This window comes from Halomonas denitrificans, assembly GCA_019800895.1.
Classification (GTDB): domain Bacteria; phylum Pseudomonadota; class Gammaproteobacteria; order Xanthomonadales; family Wenzhouxiangellaceae.
On sequence record JAHVKF010000001.1, the window covers coordinates 26,330 to 41,130 of the forward strand.

9 protein-coding genes are annotated in these 14,801 nt (G+C 67.3%); 4 read left to right on the top strand and 5 right to left on the bottom strand.

The window, feature by feature from the left end; genetic code table 11:
- Positions 1-27 precede the first annotated feature (27 nt).
- Positions 28-1,623 carry a malate synthase A gene (aceB, locus tag KUV67_00140; GenBank protein ID MBY6203284.1) on the bottom strand — a complete coding sequence of 532 codons (1,596 nt, stop codon included), beginning with the start codon at positions 1,621-1,623 and terminating at the stop codon, positions 28-30.
- 164 nt (positions 1,624-1,787) lie between these two features.
- Between aceB and KUV67_00145 the strand changes: the two genes are divergently transcribed.
- The 4 genes from KUV67_00145 to acnA all read left to right on the top strand — a co-directional run bounded on the left by KUV67_00145 (position 1,788) and on the right by acnA (position 7,375).
- Positions 1,788-2,720 carry a LysR family transcriptional regulator gene (locus KUV67_00145; protein ID MBY6203285.1) on the top strand — a complete coding sequence of 311 codons (933 nt, stop codon included), beginning with the start codon at positions 1,788-1,790 and terminating at the stop codon, positions 2,718-2,720.
- Between the two features lie 80 nt (positions 2,721-2,800).
- Entirely contained in the window at positions 2,801-3,907 is a 1,107-nt protein-coding gene (gene mnmA / locus KUV67_00150; protein ID MBY6203286.1) for a tRNA 2-thiouridine(34) synthase MnmA, read from the top strand.
- Positions 3,904-4,524: a lysogenization regulator HflD gene (locus KUV67_00155; protein ID MBY6203287.1), complete on the top strand. Its 621-nt coding sequence runs from the start codon at positions 3,904-3,906 to the stop codon at positions 4,522-4,524. The genes mnmA and KUV67_00155 overlap by 4 nt, the downstream gene beginning before the upstream one ends.
- Before the next feature lie 94 nt (positions 4,525-4,618).
- Positions 4,619-7,375 carry an aconitate hydratase AcnA gene (acnA, locus tag KUV67_00160; GenBank protein MBY6203288.1) on the top strand — a complete coding sequence of 919 codons (2,757 nt, stop codon included), beginning with the start codon at positions 4,619-4,621 and terminating at the stop codon, positions 7,373-7,375.
- 172 nt (positions 7,376-7,547) lie between these two features.
- On the opposite strand, the gene KUV67_00165 is transcribed toward acnA, so the two are convergent.
- The 4 genes from KUV67_00165 to KUV67_00180 all read right to left on the bottom strand — a co-directional run bounded on the left by KUV67_00165 (position 7,548) and on the right by KUV67_00180 (position 14,777).
- Positions 7,548-8,483 carry a GGDEF domain-containing response regulator gene (locus KUV67_00165; protein ID MBY6203289.1) on the bottom strand — a complete coding sequence of 312 codons (936 nt, stop codon included), beginning with the start codon at positions 8,481-8,483 and terminating at the stop codon, positions 7,548-7,550.
- Between the two features lie 3 nt (positions 8,484-8,486).
- Positions 8,487-8,939: a response regulator gene (locus KUV67_00170; protein MBY6203290.1), complete on the bottom strand. Its 453-nt coding sequence runs from the start codon at positions 8,937-8,939 to the stop codon at positions 8,487-8,489.
- Positions 8,923-11,409, bottom strand: coding sequence for a PAS domain S-box protein (locus KUV67_00175; GenBank protein ID MBY6203291.1), 2,487 nt, complete (start codon positions 11,407-11,409; stop codon positions 8,923-8,925). Before KUV67_00175 ends, KUV67_00170 begins: the two co-directional genes overlap by 17 nt.
- A gap of 89 nt (positions 11,410-11,498) precedes the next feature.
- Entirely contained in the window at positions 11,499-14,777 is a 3,279-nt protein-coding gene (locus tag KUV67_00180) for a hypothetical protein (protein ID MBY6203292.1), read from the bottom strand.
- Between the last annotated feature and the right edge of the window lie 24 nt (positions 14,778-14,801).

The window sequence follows — 14,801 nt, forward strand, 5'->3', positions numbered from 1 at the left end:
TCGGGGTGGTCGCTGTTCCGGTTGCGTTCAGTCGAGCCGGGCATAGGCCGGCAGCGTGACGAACTCGATGAACTCGTCGTCGTGGGTGACGCGATCCAGGAGTTCGGCAGCGGCATGCAGTTGGGGGCCGGCGGTTCCGTCCTCGGCCAGCTCGGCGACGATCTCCGCCTGCCAGGCTCGAACCCGGTCGGCGTCGATGTCGCGCCCGTCGTCGAGGCGGCCCGCCGGGTGGCGGATCCACTGCCAGAGCTGGGCGCGAGCGATTTCCGCGGTCGCGGCGTCCTCCATCAGGTGGCGGATCGGCACGCAGCCCTGGCCGTCCAGCCACGCGGCGAGATACTCGATCGCGACCCGGATGTTGCCGCGCACGCCGGCCTCGGTGATCGATCCTTCGGCGGGCCGGACCAGGTCGGCGGCCGTGACCTCGACATCGCGGCGCAGCGTGCCGAGCTGGTTCGGGCCGTGCAGGTATTCATCGAAGATCTCCATCGCGATCGGGATCAGGCCCGGGTGGGCGACCCAGGTCCCGTCGTGGCCCTCCGAGGCCTCGCGTTTCTTGTCGGCACGCACCTTGTCCAATGCCGCGCGGTTGGCAGCCTCGTCGTCCTTGATCGGAATCTGCGCCGCCATGCCGCCCATCGCGAAGGCGCCGCGTCGATGGCAGGTCCGGATCAGCAGCTGCGAGTAGGCCCGCAGGAACGGCGTGGTCATCGTGACCTGCTCGCGGTCCGGAAGCACCTTGTCAGGATGGTTACGGAAGCGCTTGATATAGCTGAAGATGTAGTCCCAGCGCCCGCAGTTGAGGCCGACGATCCGGCGCTTCAGCGCGTGCAGGATCTCGTCCATCTGGAAGACCGCGGGCAGGGTCTCGATCAGCACCGTGACCTTGATCGTGCCCGTCGCCAGTCCGCAGCGCTGCTCGATCCGGCCCAGGACCTCGTCCCAGAGCGCCGCTTCGCGGTGGTGCTCGAGCTTCGGCAGGTACAGGTAGGGGCCGGAGCCCCGCGCCATCAGGGGCGCGGCATTGTGGTACACGAAGGTCGCGGCATCGAAGATTCCGGCCGGGATCGGGCGGCCGTCGACTTCGACGTGCTTTTCGTCGAGGTGCCAGCCGCGCGGACGGGCGATCAGCACCGCCGGGTCGTTGCCGAGCGCGTAGTGCTTGCCGTTCGCGGCGGTGAATTCGATCGACCGGCGCGCTGCGTCGTACAGGTTCTTCTGGCCGTGCACCATGTTCGCCCAGGTCGGCGTGCTCGAGTCCTCGAAATCGGCCATGAAGACGCGAGCGCCGGAGTTCAGAGCGTTGATGATCATCTTCCGATCGACCGGCCCGGTGATTTCCACCCGGCGGTCCTGCAGGTCCGCCGGAATCTCGGCGACCGTCCAGTCCGATTCACGGAGTTCGCGGGTTTCCGGCAGGAAGTCCAGCGTGCCGCCGGCGTCGAGTTCGTCCTGCAGCCGGGCCCGTTCGGCGAGCAACCGGTCGACGGGATCGCGGTACAGGCGCCCGAGTTCGCCGAGCAGGTCCAGCAACGCCTCGTCGAGCACGCTTTCCGTCCCCTCGGGACACGGCGCGAGGACCTGCGCCGGAAGGCGCGTTTCGGTGCGGGCGTTCGACGACATCGGCGATCTCCACGAAAGACGGGGCCAGCCTAGGCGCCGGATGGGTATATGACAAATTAAATATTCGGATATTCCGTATTGGTTTTTCCAATACAATGCCCGCTGACGCTCGACCCCGGGGCACTTCCCGACGCGACCTGCACACGACCCGAAAGGAGCCGGTCATGTACAAGGGCAATCTGCTCAAGCACTTGCGCGCGTTCTGCCAGACCGCCCGGTTGGGCACGGTGTCCGCGGCCGCGGACCGGCTCTACGTCTCCCAGCCCTCGGTCAGCCAGCAGATCCGGGCGCTCGAGGAGGAGCTCGGCCAGCAGCTGTTCGATCGCCAGGGACCGCGCATGCACCTGACGCCGGCCGGCCGCACCCTGCTCGACCTGGCCCGTCCGCTGGTCGACCGCATCGACGCCCTGCCCGACGAGTTCGCGCGGGCCTTCGGTCGGCTGGACTCGGGCGAGATCCGGGTCGCCGCCGGGGAGTCGACCATCCTCCACCTGCTCCCCGCCCTGCTCCAGCGGTTCCGTCGGCAACACCCGGGGATCTTCGTCCACCTGCACAACGTGACCGGGGCCGACGGGCTCGGCCTGATCCGCTCCGACGAGGTCGATTTCGCGGTCGGCTCCATGATCGACGTGCCCGACGACATACGCTATCGGCCGGTCTACAGCTTCAAGCCGGTGCTGATCGCGCACCGGGACCACCCGCTGGCCCGGCGACGGGAAATCACGCTCGCCGATATCAGCCCCTACGGCCTGATCCTGCCGCCGCGTCGCCTGACCACCTACACGCTGATCGACCGCGTGTTCCAGAAACACAAGCTGCCGTTCCGGGTCACCCTCGAGGTCGGCGGCTGGGAGGTGATCAAGAAGTTCGTCGCGCACGGCATGGGCATCTCGATCGTCACCAGCATCTGCTTGAGCGACGCCGATCGCGACCAGCTGATCACTCGCGACGTCAGCCGCTGGTTTCCGAAGCGCACCTACGGCGTGGTCATGCGCAAGGGGGCCTACCAGACCCCGCAGGCGCGCCGCTTCATCGAGCTGATGTCGCCGGACCTGTTCCCCGAACCCGAATTCGTCGCCGATCGGCCGGCGCGCTGACACGCGACCGGGCGCCGCAGGCGCGCACTCGGCTCGCGTCCGGCTTGCGATACGGGGCCGCGCCCCCCATCCTGCAGCCCATGACTACCGAAACCATGGTCGCCATGTCCGGCGGCGTCGATTCGTCCGTGACCGCGCTGCTGCTGAAACAGCGCGGCGAGCCGATCGCCGGCCTGTTCATGAAGAACTGGGAAGACGACGACGGTCTCGCCGGCGCCTGCGCGGCCGAGGACGACGCGGCCGATGCCCGGGCGGTGGCCGAGCTGCTCGGCATTCCTTTCCACGCCCGCAACTTCGCGCTCGAATACTGGGAATCGGTGTTCGAGGAGTTTCTCGCCGAGCTTCGGGCCGGGCGGACCCCGAACCCCGACGTCCTGTGCAATCGCGAGATCAAGTTCAAGACCTTTCTCGAACACGCCCGCGACCTCGGCGCCGAGGCCATGGCCACCGGTCACTACGCGCGCCGGGATGAAGTCGACGGGCGCTTCCGGCTGCTGAAGGGACGCGACCGGAACAAGGACCAGAGCTATTTCCTGTACATGCTCGACCAGGCGCAGCTCGCGCGCGCCCGCTTCCCCGTCGGCGAGCTGGAAAAGCCCGAGCTGCGCCGGATCGCCGCCGAGGCGGGCCTGCCGACCGCGGCGAAGAAGGACTCGACCGGCATCTGCTTCATCGGCGAACGCGACTTCGACGGCTTCATCGCCCGCTATCTCGACGCCTCGCTCGGCGACATCCTGACCACCGGGGGGCGGCGGATCGGCACGCACCGGGGCCTGATCCACTACACGCTCGGACAGCGCAAGGGCCTGGGCATCGGCGGCGTGCGCGGGTGCCCGGAGGCGCCCTGGTTCGTGGTCCACAAGGACCTGGCGGGCAACCGCCTGTTCGTCACCCAGGACCCCGACGACCCGCACCTGGTCGGCGAGCGACTGGTCGCCTCCCGCCTGACCTGGATCGCCGGCGCGTCGCCGGACGACGACGGCACCCTGACCGCGAAGATCCGCTACCGTCAGGCGGATCAGCAGGTCGCGATCGAAGCGCTCGAGGACGGCCGGCTGACGCTACGTTTCGAGAGCCCGCAGCGCGCGATCACGCCGGGCCAGTCGGTCGTCCTCTACCGGGGCGACGAGTGCCTGGGCGGCGGGATCATCGAGCGCGGCAGCCAGCGCGTCCCGGAGGCGGCATGAAGCACGACCTCGCCGAACAGACCCTGGCCTTCGCCGGAACGCTCCAGGCCGGCGAACTGGTGCGCCAGCTCGGCGCCTCCGGCCAGTGCAGCCGCCAGGCCGCGGCGCGAACCGTCGACAGCCTGTTCGAAGTCGACGCGGAGTCGACGGCAGCGGTCTACGGCGGCGTCGATGGCGTACGCCTCGGCCTCACCGTGGCCTGCGAGCTCGGCGGCGGCGGATCGCGCGATGCGCTCACCTCCCTGGGCTACGCCTCGGGCCTGTTGCGACTGGCCCGGCTGATCGAGCGGGACCGGGATCGCCAGCGCGCCCTGCAACGCGAACTGGCGCTGGTCGCCTCCGCGCGCGAGCGCGCCGAGGATCCCCTGGACCCGGCCATCCTGGCCCAGCTGGCCGACGTCTATCGCACCACCCTGTCGACGCTGCCGTTCCGGATCCAGGTGATCGGCCGGCCCGAGGTGCTCAAGCAGTCGGACAAGGTCGAATGGGTGCGCGCGCTGCTGCTCGGCGGCCTGCGCTCGGCCTTCCTGTGGCGCCAGATCGGAGGCCGCCCCTGGCGTCTGCTGTTCCAGCGCAGGCGGATGTTCCGGATCGCCGCCGAGCTGGCCGACGGCTGAACGCGGCCAGCCGGACAGTGCGGCCGGAAGCGGAGGCACCGCATGATAAAATGGCGGTCTTCTGCCCGATCGACCCTTCAATCCGGAGACTGCCATGCGAGACGCTCTGAATTGCCGTGACGCCTTCGAGGCCCACGGCACGTCCTACCAGTTCTACAGCCTGAAGAAGCTCGGCGAGAAACACGACATCTCGCGCCTGCCCTTCTCGCTGAAGATCCTCCTTGAAAACCTGCTGCGACACGAGGACGGCGAAAACATCACCGCCGACGACATCGCCGCGGTGGCCAACTGGGACGCCAACGCCGAGCCTTCGCAGGAAATCTCCTTCACCCCGGCTCGCGTCGTCCTGCAGGACTTCACCGGCGTGCCGGCGATCGTCGACCTCGCCGCGATGCGCGACGCGATGAAGAATCTCTCCGGCTCGCCGACCCGGATCAACCCGCTGTCGCCGGCCGAACTGGTCATCGATCACTCGGTGCAGGTCGACGAATACGGGCGACCGGATGCGCTGGACCTGAACAACCGCATCGAGTTCGAGCGCAACAAGGAGCGCTACGCGTTCCTGCGCTGGGGCCAGGGCGCGTTCGACAATTTCAAGGTGGTGCCGCCGAACACCGGCATCGTCCACCAGGTCAACCTCGAACACCTGTCCCGCGTGGTCTTCGGCCAGGAAGTCGACGGCGAGATGATGGCCTGGCCCGACACGGTGGTCGGCACCGATTCGCACACCACCATGATCAACGGCCTGGGCGTGCTCGGCTGGGGCGTGGGCGGCATCGAGGCCGAGGCCGCGATGCTGGGCCAGCCGATCTCGATGCTGCTACCGCAGGTGGTCGGCTTCAAGCTGTCCGGAAAACTGCCCGAGGGCGCGACGGCGACGGACCTGGTCCTCACCGTGACCGACATGCTCCGCGACCACGGCGTGGTCGGCAAGTTCGTCGAATTCTTCGGCGACGGGCTGACCCACCTTCCCCTGGCCGATCGCGCGACCCTGGGCAACATGTCGCCGGAATTCGGCTCGACCTGCGCGATCTTCCCGATCGACGCCGAGACGATCCGCTACATGAAGATGTCCGGCCGCAGCGACGAGCGCGTGGCCCTTGTCGAGCAGTACGCCAAGGCGCAGGGCCTGTGGCGCGAGGACGGCGATGCGCAGGCCGACTACACCAGCGTCATCGAACTCGACATGGGCACCGTCGTGCCGTCGCTGGCCGGGCCGAAACGTCCGCAGGACCGCATCGCCCTGACCGACGCCAAGAACGCCTTCCTCGAGACCTGTGCGCAGATGACGCAGAAGCGCGACGGCAACGAGGACGGCACCTTCGCCGGTGAAGGCGGCGGAACCGCGGTCGGTCACGACACCCCCGGGGTGGCCGAGGTCGAGTACAAGGGCGAGAAATTCGTTCTCAAGGACGGGGCCGTGGTCATTGCCGCGATCACGTCGTGCACCAACACGTCGAACCCGGCGGTGATGCTCGGTGCCGGCCTGCTGGCGCGCAATGCGCGCAAGAAGGGCCTGAAGGTCAAGCCCTGGGTCAAGACCTCGCTCGCCCCGGGCTCCAAGGTGGTCACCGACTACCTGGAGAAGGCCGAGCTGCATGACGACCTCGAGGCCCTGGGCTTCTACACCGTCGGTTACGGCTGCACCACCTGCATCGGCAACTCCGGACCGCTGCCGGATCCGATCGAGAAGGCCGTGCGCGAGCGCGAGATGGTGGTCGCCTCGGTGCTGTCGGGCAACCGCAACTTCGAGGGCCGGATCCACGCCGAGGTGCGGACCAACTACCTGGCCTCGCCGCCGCTGGTGGTCGCCTACGCGATCGCAGGCCGGATGGACATCGACCTGATCGAGGAGCCGCTGGGCCAGGACGAGGACGGCAACGACGTCTTCCTCAAGGACATCTGGCCCGACGCCCACGAGCTGCACGACTTCATCCAGAAGACCGTGACCTCGGAGATGTACTCGCGCAACTACGCCAGCGTGTTCGAAGGCGACGAGCGCTGGAAGTCGATGGACACCCCGACCGGGGAAATGTTCGCCTGGTCCGATGACTCGACCTACGTGCAGAACCCGCCCTACTTCGAGGGCATGACCATGGACCTGCCCGAGCTCGGCGCCATCAAGGGGGCTCGCTGCCTGGCCAAGCTGGGCGACTCGGTGACCACCGACCACATCTCCCCGGCCGGTGCGATCAAGCCCGATTCGCCGGCCGGCCAGTACCTGCAGGAGCACGGGGTCTCGCCGGTCGACTTCAACAGCTACGGGTCGCGTCGCGGCAACCACGAAGTGATGATGCGGGGCACCTTCGCCAACGTCCGGATCAAGAACGAGATGGCCGAAGGCACGGAAGGCGGCTTCACCACCCACGTCGGGACCGGCGAAGTCATGCCGATCTACGACGCGGCGATGAAGTACAAGTCCGAAGGCACGCCGCTGATCGTGATCGCCGGAAAGGAGTACGGCACCGGCTCGTCGCGTGACTGGGCGGCCAAGGGCACGCTGCTGCTCGGCGTGAAGGCCGTGATCTGCGAGTCCTTCGAGCGAATCCACCGCTCGAACCTCGTCGGCATGGGCGTGCTGCCGCTGAACTTCATGGAAGGCGAGTCGCGCGAGAGCCTCGGCCTCACGGGTTTCGAGACCTACGCGATCGAGGACCTGGACATCGGCAAGTCGAAGGAAGCGACCGTGATCGCCACCGACGACGCCGGCAAGGAGACGACGTTCAAGGTCCGCGTTCGCCTGGATACGCCGAAGGAAGTCCAGTACTACAAGCACGGCGGGATCCTGCACTACGTCCTGCGCCAGTTGGCCGGCACCGACCCGGCGGACAGCGGTCGTGCCGCCGCCTGAGTCGCGTCCGGACTCGTTCAGCCTGCACCGCACAGGCCCGCCCCCGGCGGGCCTGTTGCGTTCGGGTCGAAGGATCAGGCCGGGGAAAGCCGTTCCGTAAGAAACCATCGGTGGGAACGACCGGCGCCATTCGTTCGTCGGCGGTGGGACCGCGGGCCTGCCCCGCACCGTGCTACTTCGCCTGCGGGGAGGCCTCCTCGCCGGAAAGCACCTCGTAATCACGATCGGTTGACTGCTTGGCGGTGTACATGGCCGAGTCCGCGAGGTCGAGCAGCGCCTCCCGATCGCGCGTCGTGGTCGGATAGATGACCGAGCCGATGCTGGCGCCGACCCCGACGTCGCGGTCGGCCAGCCGATAGGCGCGCCCCGCGATCGCCTCGTGGACGCGCTCTGTGAGTCGGGTCATGGTCAGGATTCCGTCGCCGGGCAGTTCTTCGAAGATCACCACGAACTCGTCGCCGCCCAGGCGAGCAACCGTGTCGCCCTCGCGCGAACAGGCGTCGAGCCGGCGGGCGACGTCCTTGAGCAGCAGATCGCCGGCCCGGTGACCGAGCGAGTCGTTGATGCTCTTGAAGCCGTCGAGATCGATGAACAACAGCCCGAAGGGCGTTTTCTGCCGGTCGCTGCGACTGCAGGCCCGCCGCATCCGGTCCAGCAGCAGGGCCCGGCTGGCCAGGCCGGTCAGGTGATCGAAATTCGCCCGCCGCAACAGGTCGAGCTCCGTTTCCCTCTGCTCGATGGCCGCGAGGACGGCGTCCGAGAGGCTTCGTCCGTCAAGATCGTCCTTGGGAAGATAGTCCTGTACGCCCGCCTTCATGGCCTCGACCGCGATGCGCTCGGTGCCCTGCCCGGTCAACATCACGACCGGGACCTCCAGGTTCTTTTCGCGCAAGCGTCGCATTACTTCGACCCCGGTATGTCCCGGCATCGAGTAATCCAGCAGCACACAGTCGAAATGATGGCGTTCGACGAGGCGCAGACATTCGGTGCTGTCGCCGGTCCCGGTGAACGTCCACTCGTGCTGCCGATCCTCGGATAGAAGATCCCGGTAATGCTCGCGATCGTCTTCGCTATCGTCGACCACGAGGAGGTGAAGCGGTTTTCTCATCGTTCAATCCTTCGGAAGGATCGCGATGCCGAGCCAGTAGTCCGTCAATTGTCGGATCGCGAACAGGAACTTGTCCAGGTCGACGGGTTTCTGGATATAGCTGTTCGCACCGAGTTCGTAGCAGTCCTCGACATCGCGCTCGTCATCGGAGGTGGTGAGGACGACGACCGGAATCCTTCTCAAGCGCGGCGTGCCCTTGATCCGGCGCAGGACTTCGCGCCCGTCGATGCCAGGAAGGTTCAGGTCGAGCAGGATGATGCCCGGAGCGGGCGAACGTTGCGGGTCCGAGTAGTCTCCCTCCCTGAGCAGATACGCCAGCGCCTCGCGGCCGTCCTCGCAGCGCAGCACCGGGTTCCTGATCCGGCTTTCCGCGGCCAGTCCTTCGGTCATGATCTCGTAGTCGTCGTCGCTGTCTTCGACGATGAGGATCGTCTGAAGCTCATCCGGATTCTTCATGCGTCGCTCGCGGTAGGGTGAAATGAATCGTCGTGCCGGTTCCCACGGTCGAGTCCAGCCAGATGCTGCCGCCGGCTTGCTCGACGATCTTCCGGACGAAGGCGAGCCCGGCGCCGGTTCCTTCGCCGTAGACCTTTTCTCCGTGCAACCGCTTGAACATCTTGAATATATCATCGTGGAACTCGGGCTCGATCCCGATTCCGTTGTCTTCCACGTGGAAGGTCACCAGGGCTTCGGTGACGCCATCGGCGTCGTTCCGAACGGGATCGGACGAGATCGTGACCCGGGGTTGCTCCTGTTCGTTGTACTTGATCCCGTTGATCACCAGATTGCGGAACACGGTCGCGATCCTTGCCGGGTCGCCGACCACCGGCGACAACTCGCCCTGCACGATGACCCGCGCGTTGCGTTCGGACAGGAACGCCGAAAGCGTATCGAGCTGTTCTTCGACGAGGCGGGCGACATCGACCGGCCGGTTCGATTCCTTCGATCGACCGATCCTGGAGAAATACAGAAGATCGCTGATCAACTGCTGCATTCGAGCGGTCAGCTTGCCGAGTCGATCGAGCTTGTGGCGTCCTCGCTCGTCGATCTGGTCCGAGTAATGCTTCAGCAGGAACTGCGAATGGTTGTTGATCGCCCGTAGCGGCTCCTTCAGGTCGTGGGAGGCGATGTAGGCGAAATCATCGAGCTGCTGGTTGCTGCGCTCGAGTTCGTCGAGGTAGCGCCGGCTCGCTTCTTCGCTTTCCTTGCGCCGGCTGATGTCCTGGATCTGCGAGATGAAGTGGCGCGGAGAGCCGTCGGCGTTCGACACAAGCGAGACCGTCAGCAGCACCCAGACCACGTGGCCCTCCTTGTGGAAATAGCGCTTCTCGATCTCGTAGCCATCGATCTCGCCGTCCAGGGTCTGCTGAAGATAGCCGAGATCCAGGTCGAGATCGTCGGGGTGGGTGATGCTCTGGAAGTCCGTGGCCAGGAGTTCGTCCTCGAAGTAGCCCACGATCCGGCAGATCGCCGGATTCACGTGCAGCCAGGACCCGTCCGGGGCCACCAGCGCAATGCCGATCGGCGAGTACTCCAGTACGGAGAGGAAGCGTTCCCGCTCGGCCCGAAGCGCCTCTTCAGCGGTCCGTTCCGCGGTGATGTCGAGGTGCGTACCGGCGATGCGGACCGGCGCGCCGTGCTCGTCGGTCTCGACGATCTTGCCGCGCGCCTGGATCCAGCGCCAGTCGCCATTGCGGTGGCGCATGCGGAAGATCGAGTTGTAGTCCGACAGCCGACCTTCCACATAGTCGATCGCCCGCTTCTGGGCAACCGGCAGGTCGTCGGGATGCAGCAGGCGTTCCCAGGTGCTGAAATCCGGTGTCAGCTCCTCCTGCCGGTAACCGACCATCTCGCACCAGGCACTGGAATACTCCACCCGCCCGGTCGGCACGTTCCAGTCCCAGAGGCCGAGCCGGCCGCCTTCCAGCGCCAGTTCGAGCTGTTCCTTGCCGCGCTCGATGGCGATCACGGCGCGCAGATACATCGACAGGGTGGCCGCGGTGATCCAGACCGCGGTGATGGCCAGGGCGCGATTGACCACGGCCGCATGGGCATCGGTTTCTCCGGGCGGCGAGGCGACATAGCCGAGAACGATGAGCGAGCTGCCGAGGGCCGCGAACAGATAGGCGGCCCGCGGGCGCCGATACCAGAGCGAAGCGAAGACCAGCGGTACGTAGGCCACGCCGACGGCGACGCCGAGCGGCGTCTGCGTGTCGAGCAGGAAGACGCCCGCGAACAGCCCTCCGGCCCACCACAAGGGGGCACGCGGTAGTTCTCGCCGGGAAACCTCGGAGGCCCACCACGTCATCATCGCGGCCGCGATCAGCAGCGCGGCTGCCGTGTGCGGCGCCATCCGAGTCCAGTCGCCCCATCCGTAGGCCGACTCGCTGCCGAACACGTAGCCGAGCAGCGCCGCCGAGGACAGCACCAGCACCAGCAGGCCGAGAACCTGCACGGCGATCATGCGTTTCACGACCTGGCGCCGCCCGGCCACGGCCAGCAGCGCGCCCGAGGAAAGGAGGAAGCAGAGCGCGGTATTGGGAGCCATCCGGCCGGGGTGGGACGTTCCGACCGTGATCCCGTGCCGGACCACCGCCTCGTCGATGCCGAGATCGATGCCGAAGACGTACTGGGCAAGCGTCGCGCAGGCGAGCAGAAGCAATGCGCCACCGGCGACGAAGATCGCCGTGCGGCCGCTTCTCCCCATCCCCACGATCGCGATGCCGAGCGTGAGCAGGCCGAGGGCAGTGTTGAACTGCATCGGCACCCAGGCCGGGGACAGCTGGACCAGCACGGCAACGTCGGCCAACCAACCGACCATGACCGCGAGCGCGACCAGCATCAGCGCCACGCCGACGGCATCGGACGGCCGAGGTTTCGGACGTCCTGCGCGGTCGATCGCGTCACGAGCCTGCTTCGAAGTCATGGTCCCCTTCGTCGAGCTCCTCGAGTCGTCACCAGCATACGAGGTCCCGGCCGGCGATGCCTGCCGGGATCGCCCTGCTCCGCCCCGTCTCAGTCCTCGATTCTCGGAATCCGCCCCGGCGTCCACGGGGCCTTGCCGGCCACCTCGTCTTCCAGTCCGTCGAGCGCGGCGTCGGCGGCTCGTAGAGCGTCCTCGACCTCGTCGTACTGCGATCGCGCGATCGCCAGCGACTGCGCCTGATTGTCCGTGACAGCGGCCAGTGCGCCCATGTGGGCCCATCCGAACATGCCCACGCGGCCGGCCAGGCCCATCGGGCGCGGTTCGTTGGCGCCGGCACGCACGTTGTCGCCGTACAGCAGCACGCCGAGGTCGGCCAGCCGTTCGTCGACGCGGTCGAGGCGGTCGCGCAGGTCGTGCGCCAGCTCCGGCGTATCGCGCAGCGCCACGTCCAGGTGGGCCGCACGGTCGCGGAGCTCGCCGAGGGCCCGGCCGGCACCCTGCACCGCGCGGCTCAGGTCGGCGGCGGCCTGCATGGTCTCGGCATGTTCGGCCAGCGAATCGGGACGGAACAGGCCGCGGTCCAGCGCCTTGACCGTGAAGGACACCGGCTCGGTCAGCGCCTCGGTTGCGCCGCCGACGCGCTTGAAGATCCGCGCGCTGTACTCGCCGGGCGCGACGAACACGCCCTGCGGCTCGCTGTCCCAGGGCGCGCGGAAGCCGCCCCCGCCCAGTTCGACCGGGTCGGGGGCCGGCGTGCGCAGGTCCCAGGCCACGCGATGCAGGCCCTTGGCCGCGGGCCCGGTGATGCGACGCACGACGTCGCCGGCACCGTCGTAGATCTCGATCAGGATCTCCGGCGCCTGCTCGCGGTCTTCCTCGCGCAGGCGGTCCCAGGACGGATACGGGTTGTCCTCGAAGCTCTTGCGGCGCTCTGCCTCCTGTTCCAGGCGCTGATCGCGGAGGCTCTTGTACCCGTCGCGCAGGTAGTAGGTGAACACGGCCCCGAACGGCGGGTTGTCGGCGGTGTAGAAGGTCTCGCCCTGGAAGCCCTTCGTGCCGTAGCCGAAGACGTCTTCGACGGCATACATCCAGGGGTCGCGGACCGGGAACATCGTCGCTTCGTTCTCGACGACCGCTTGGGCCGGGGTCCGCAGCGCGCGGTAGTCGTCGAGGATGCGGATGCCGCGGCCGAAGGTCGCGATCACCAGGTCGTTCTCGCGGCGCTGGATCTCGAGGTCGCGCACCGCGATCGTCGGCATGCCGCCGGTGATCTCGTGCCAGTTCTCGCCGCCGTTCTGCGTGTAGTAGACGCCGAACTCGGTGCCGACGAACAGCAGGTCCGGGTCGACGTGGTCCTGGACGATCGTGTGCACGTTGCCCCGCTCGGGCAGATCGCCGGTGATCGAGGTCCAGGACCGGCCGCGATTGTTCGAACGATAGACGTAAGGCTTGTAGTCACCGCGCTTGTGGTTGTTGAAGGTGGCGAACACCGTGTCTTCGTCGTGCAGCGAGGCCGCCAGGTCGCTGACGTAGGTCATGTCCGGCACGCGGCCGAAATCGTCGCGGCGCGTCCAGGTCTCGCCGCCGTCGCCGGTGACCTGGACCAGGCCGTCGTCCGTGCCGGCGTAGATCAGGCCTTCGACCAATGGGCTTTCCGACAGCGAGATGATGCTGCCGTACATCGAGGTCGAATCGTTCTTGGCCACCGCATCGACGCTCCAGACGCGGCCCATGACCTCGAGCTCGTTGCGGTCCAGCTGGCGCGTCAGGTCCGGGCTGAAGCGGCGCCAGGCGTTGCCGCCGTCGTCGGAGACGAAGATCCGTTCGGCGGCGAAGTACAGGCGCTTCGGGTCGTGCGGGCTGATGATGAAGGCCGAGTTCCAGTTCCACTTGAAGTCGTCCTCGTCCGCGCCCGGCATCGGCGTGATCAGCACGCGCTCGCCCGAGGTGCGGTCGTAGCGCGCCAGCATGCCGTACTGGAGCTGCGAATAGACGATGTCCGGGTTGGTCGGGTCGACCTGGGTCTTGAAGCCGTCGCCGCCCAGCGTGACGACCCAGTCGGAGTTCGCGATGCCGTAGTTGAAGGTCGTGCGCGACGGCGCGCCGAGCGTCGAATTGTCCTGGGTGCCGCCGTAGACGTTGTAGAACGGCTCGGCGTTGTCGGGCGTGGCCCGGTAGAACTGGGTGATCGGCAGGTTCTCGACGTGGCGCCAGTTGGCGCCGCGGTCGAAACTGTCGTAGATGCCGCCGTCGTTGCCGGTGATCAGGTGATCGGGGTTGTCGGGGTTGATCCACAGCGCATGCTCATCGACGTGCTTGTGCGCCGAACCGACCATCGACCAGTTCGCGCCGCCGTCCTCGGAGACCATCATGAAGGTGTCCATCGAGTAGACGCGGTCCGGGTGGACCGGATCGGCGATCAACTCGTTGTAGTACTGGGGGCTGCCGGCGACGTAGCTCGAGCGCTTTTCCCAGCTGACGCCGAAGTCGGTGGACCGGTAGGTACCCTCGCCCGGCCCGTCGGATTCGATCACGGCGTAGACCGTGTCGGGGCGGGCGGGCGCATAGGCCATGCCGATCTTGCCCATGTCCTCGCCGGGCAGGCCGGCCGTGATCTCGGTCCAGGTCTCGCCGCCGTCGGTCGAGCGATGGATGCCGCTGCCGGGGCCGCCGTTGATCAGGGTCCAGACGTGGCGCCGACGCTGGTAGCTCGAAGCCAGCAGCAGGTCCGGGTTGTCCGGGTGCATGATCACTTCGTTGATCCCGGTGTGCTCGTCGATCTCCAGCACCCGTTCCCAGGTCGCGCCGCCGTCGCGGGTCCGGTACAGCCCGCGATCGCCGCCGGAACTCCAGAGCGGACCGTGCGCGGCGACCAACACGTGGTTCGAGTCGCGCGGATCGATGACGATCGCACCGATGTGACCCGAGTCCTTCAGCCCCATGTTCGACCACGTGCGGCCGCCGTCGATCGACTTGTAGACGCCGTCGCCGTAGCCGACCGAGCGCTGGGCATTGTTCTCGCCGGTGCCGACCCAGATCGTGTCCGGGTCCTCGGGATCGAGTTCCACCACCCCGACCGCGTAGGACCCCTCGTTGTCGAAGATCGGCGTCCAGGTGATCCCGCCGTTCGTGGTCTTCCATACGCCGCCCGAGGCCACGCCGGCGTAGAAGGTCTGCCAGCCGTCCGGGTGCATCGCGAAATCGCTGATCCGGCCGGAGGTCACCGCCGGGCCGATGTTGCGGACGCTCAGGCCGCCGAAGATTTCGCCGGCGTCGGGGGCGGCGTCGTCGGCATGGAGCGGCGGCGACCCGGCCGCGAGCAGGAACGTGCCGGCCAGCAGACCGAGGAGGGACGGAATTCGGGACATGGAGCTCTCCAGGTGGTTCGAGAC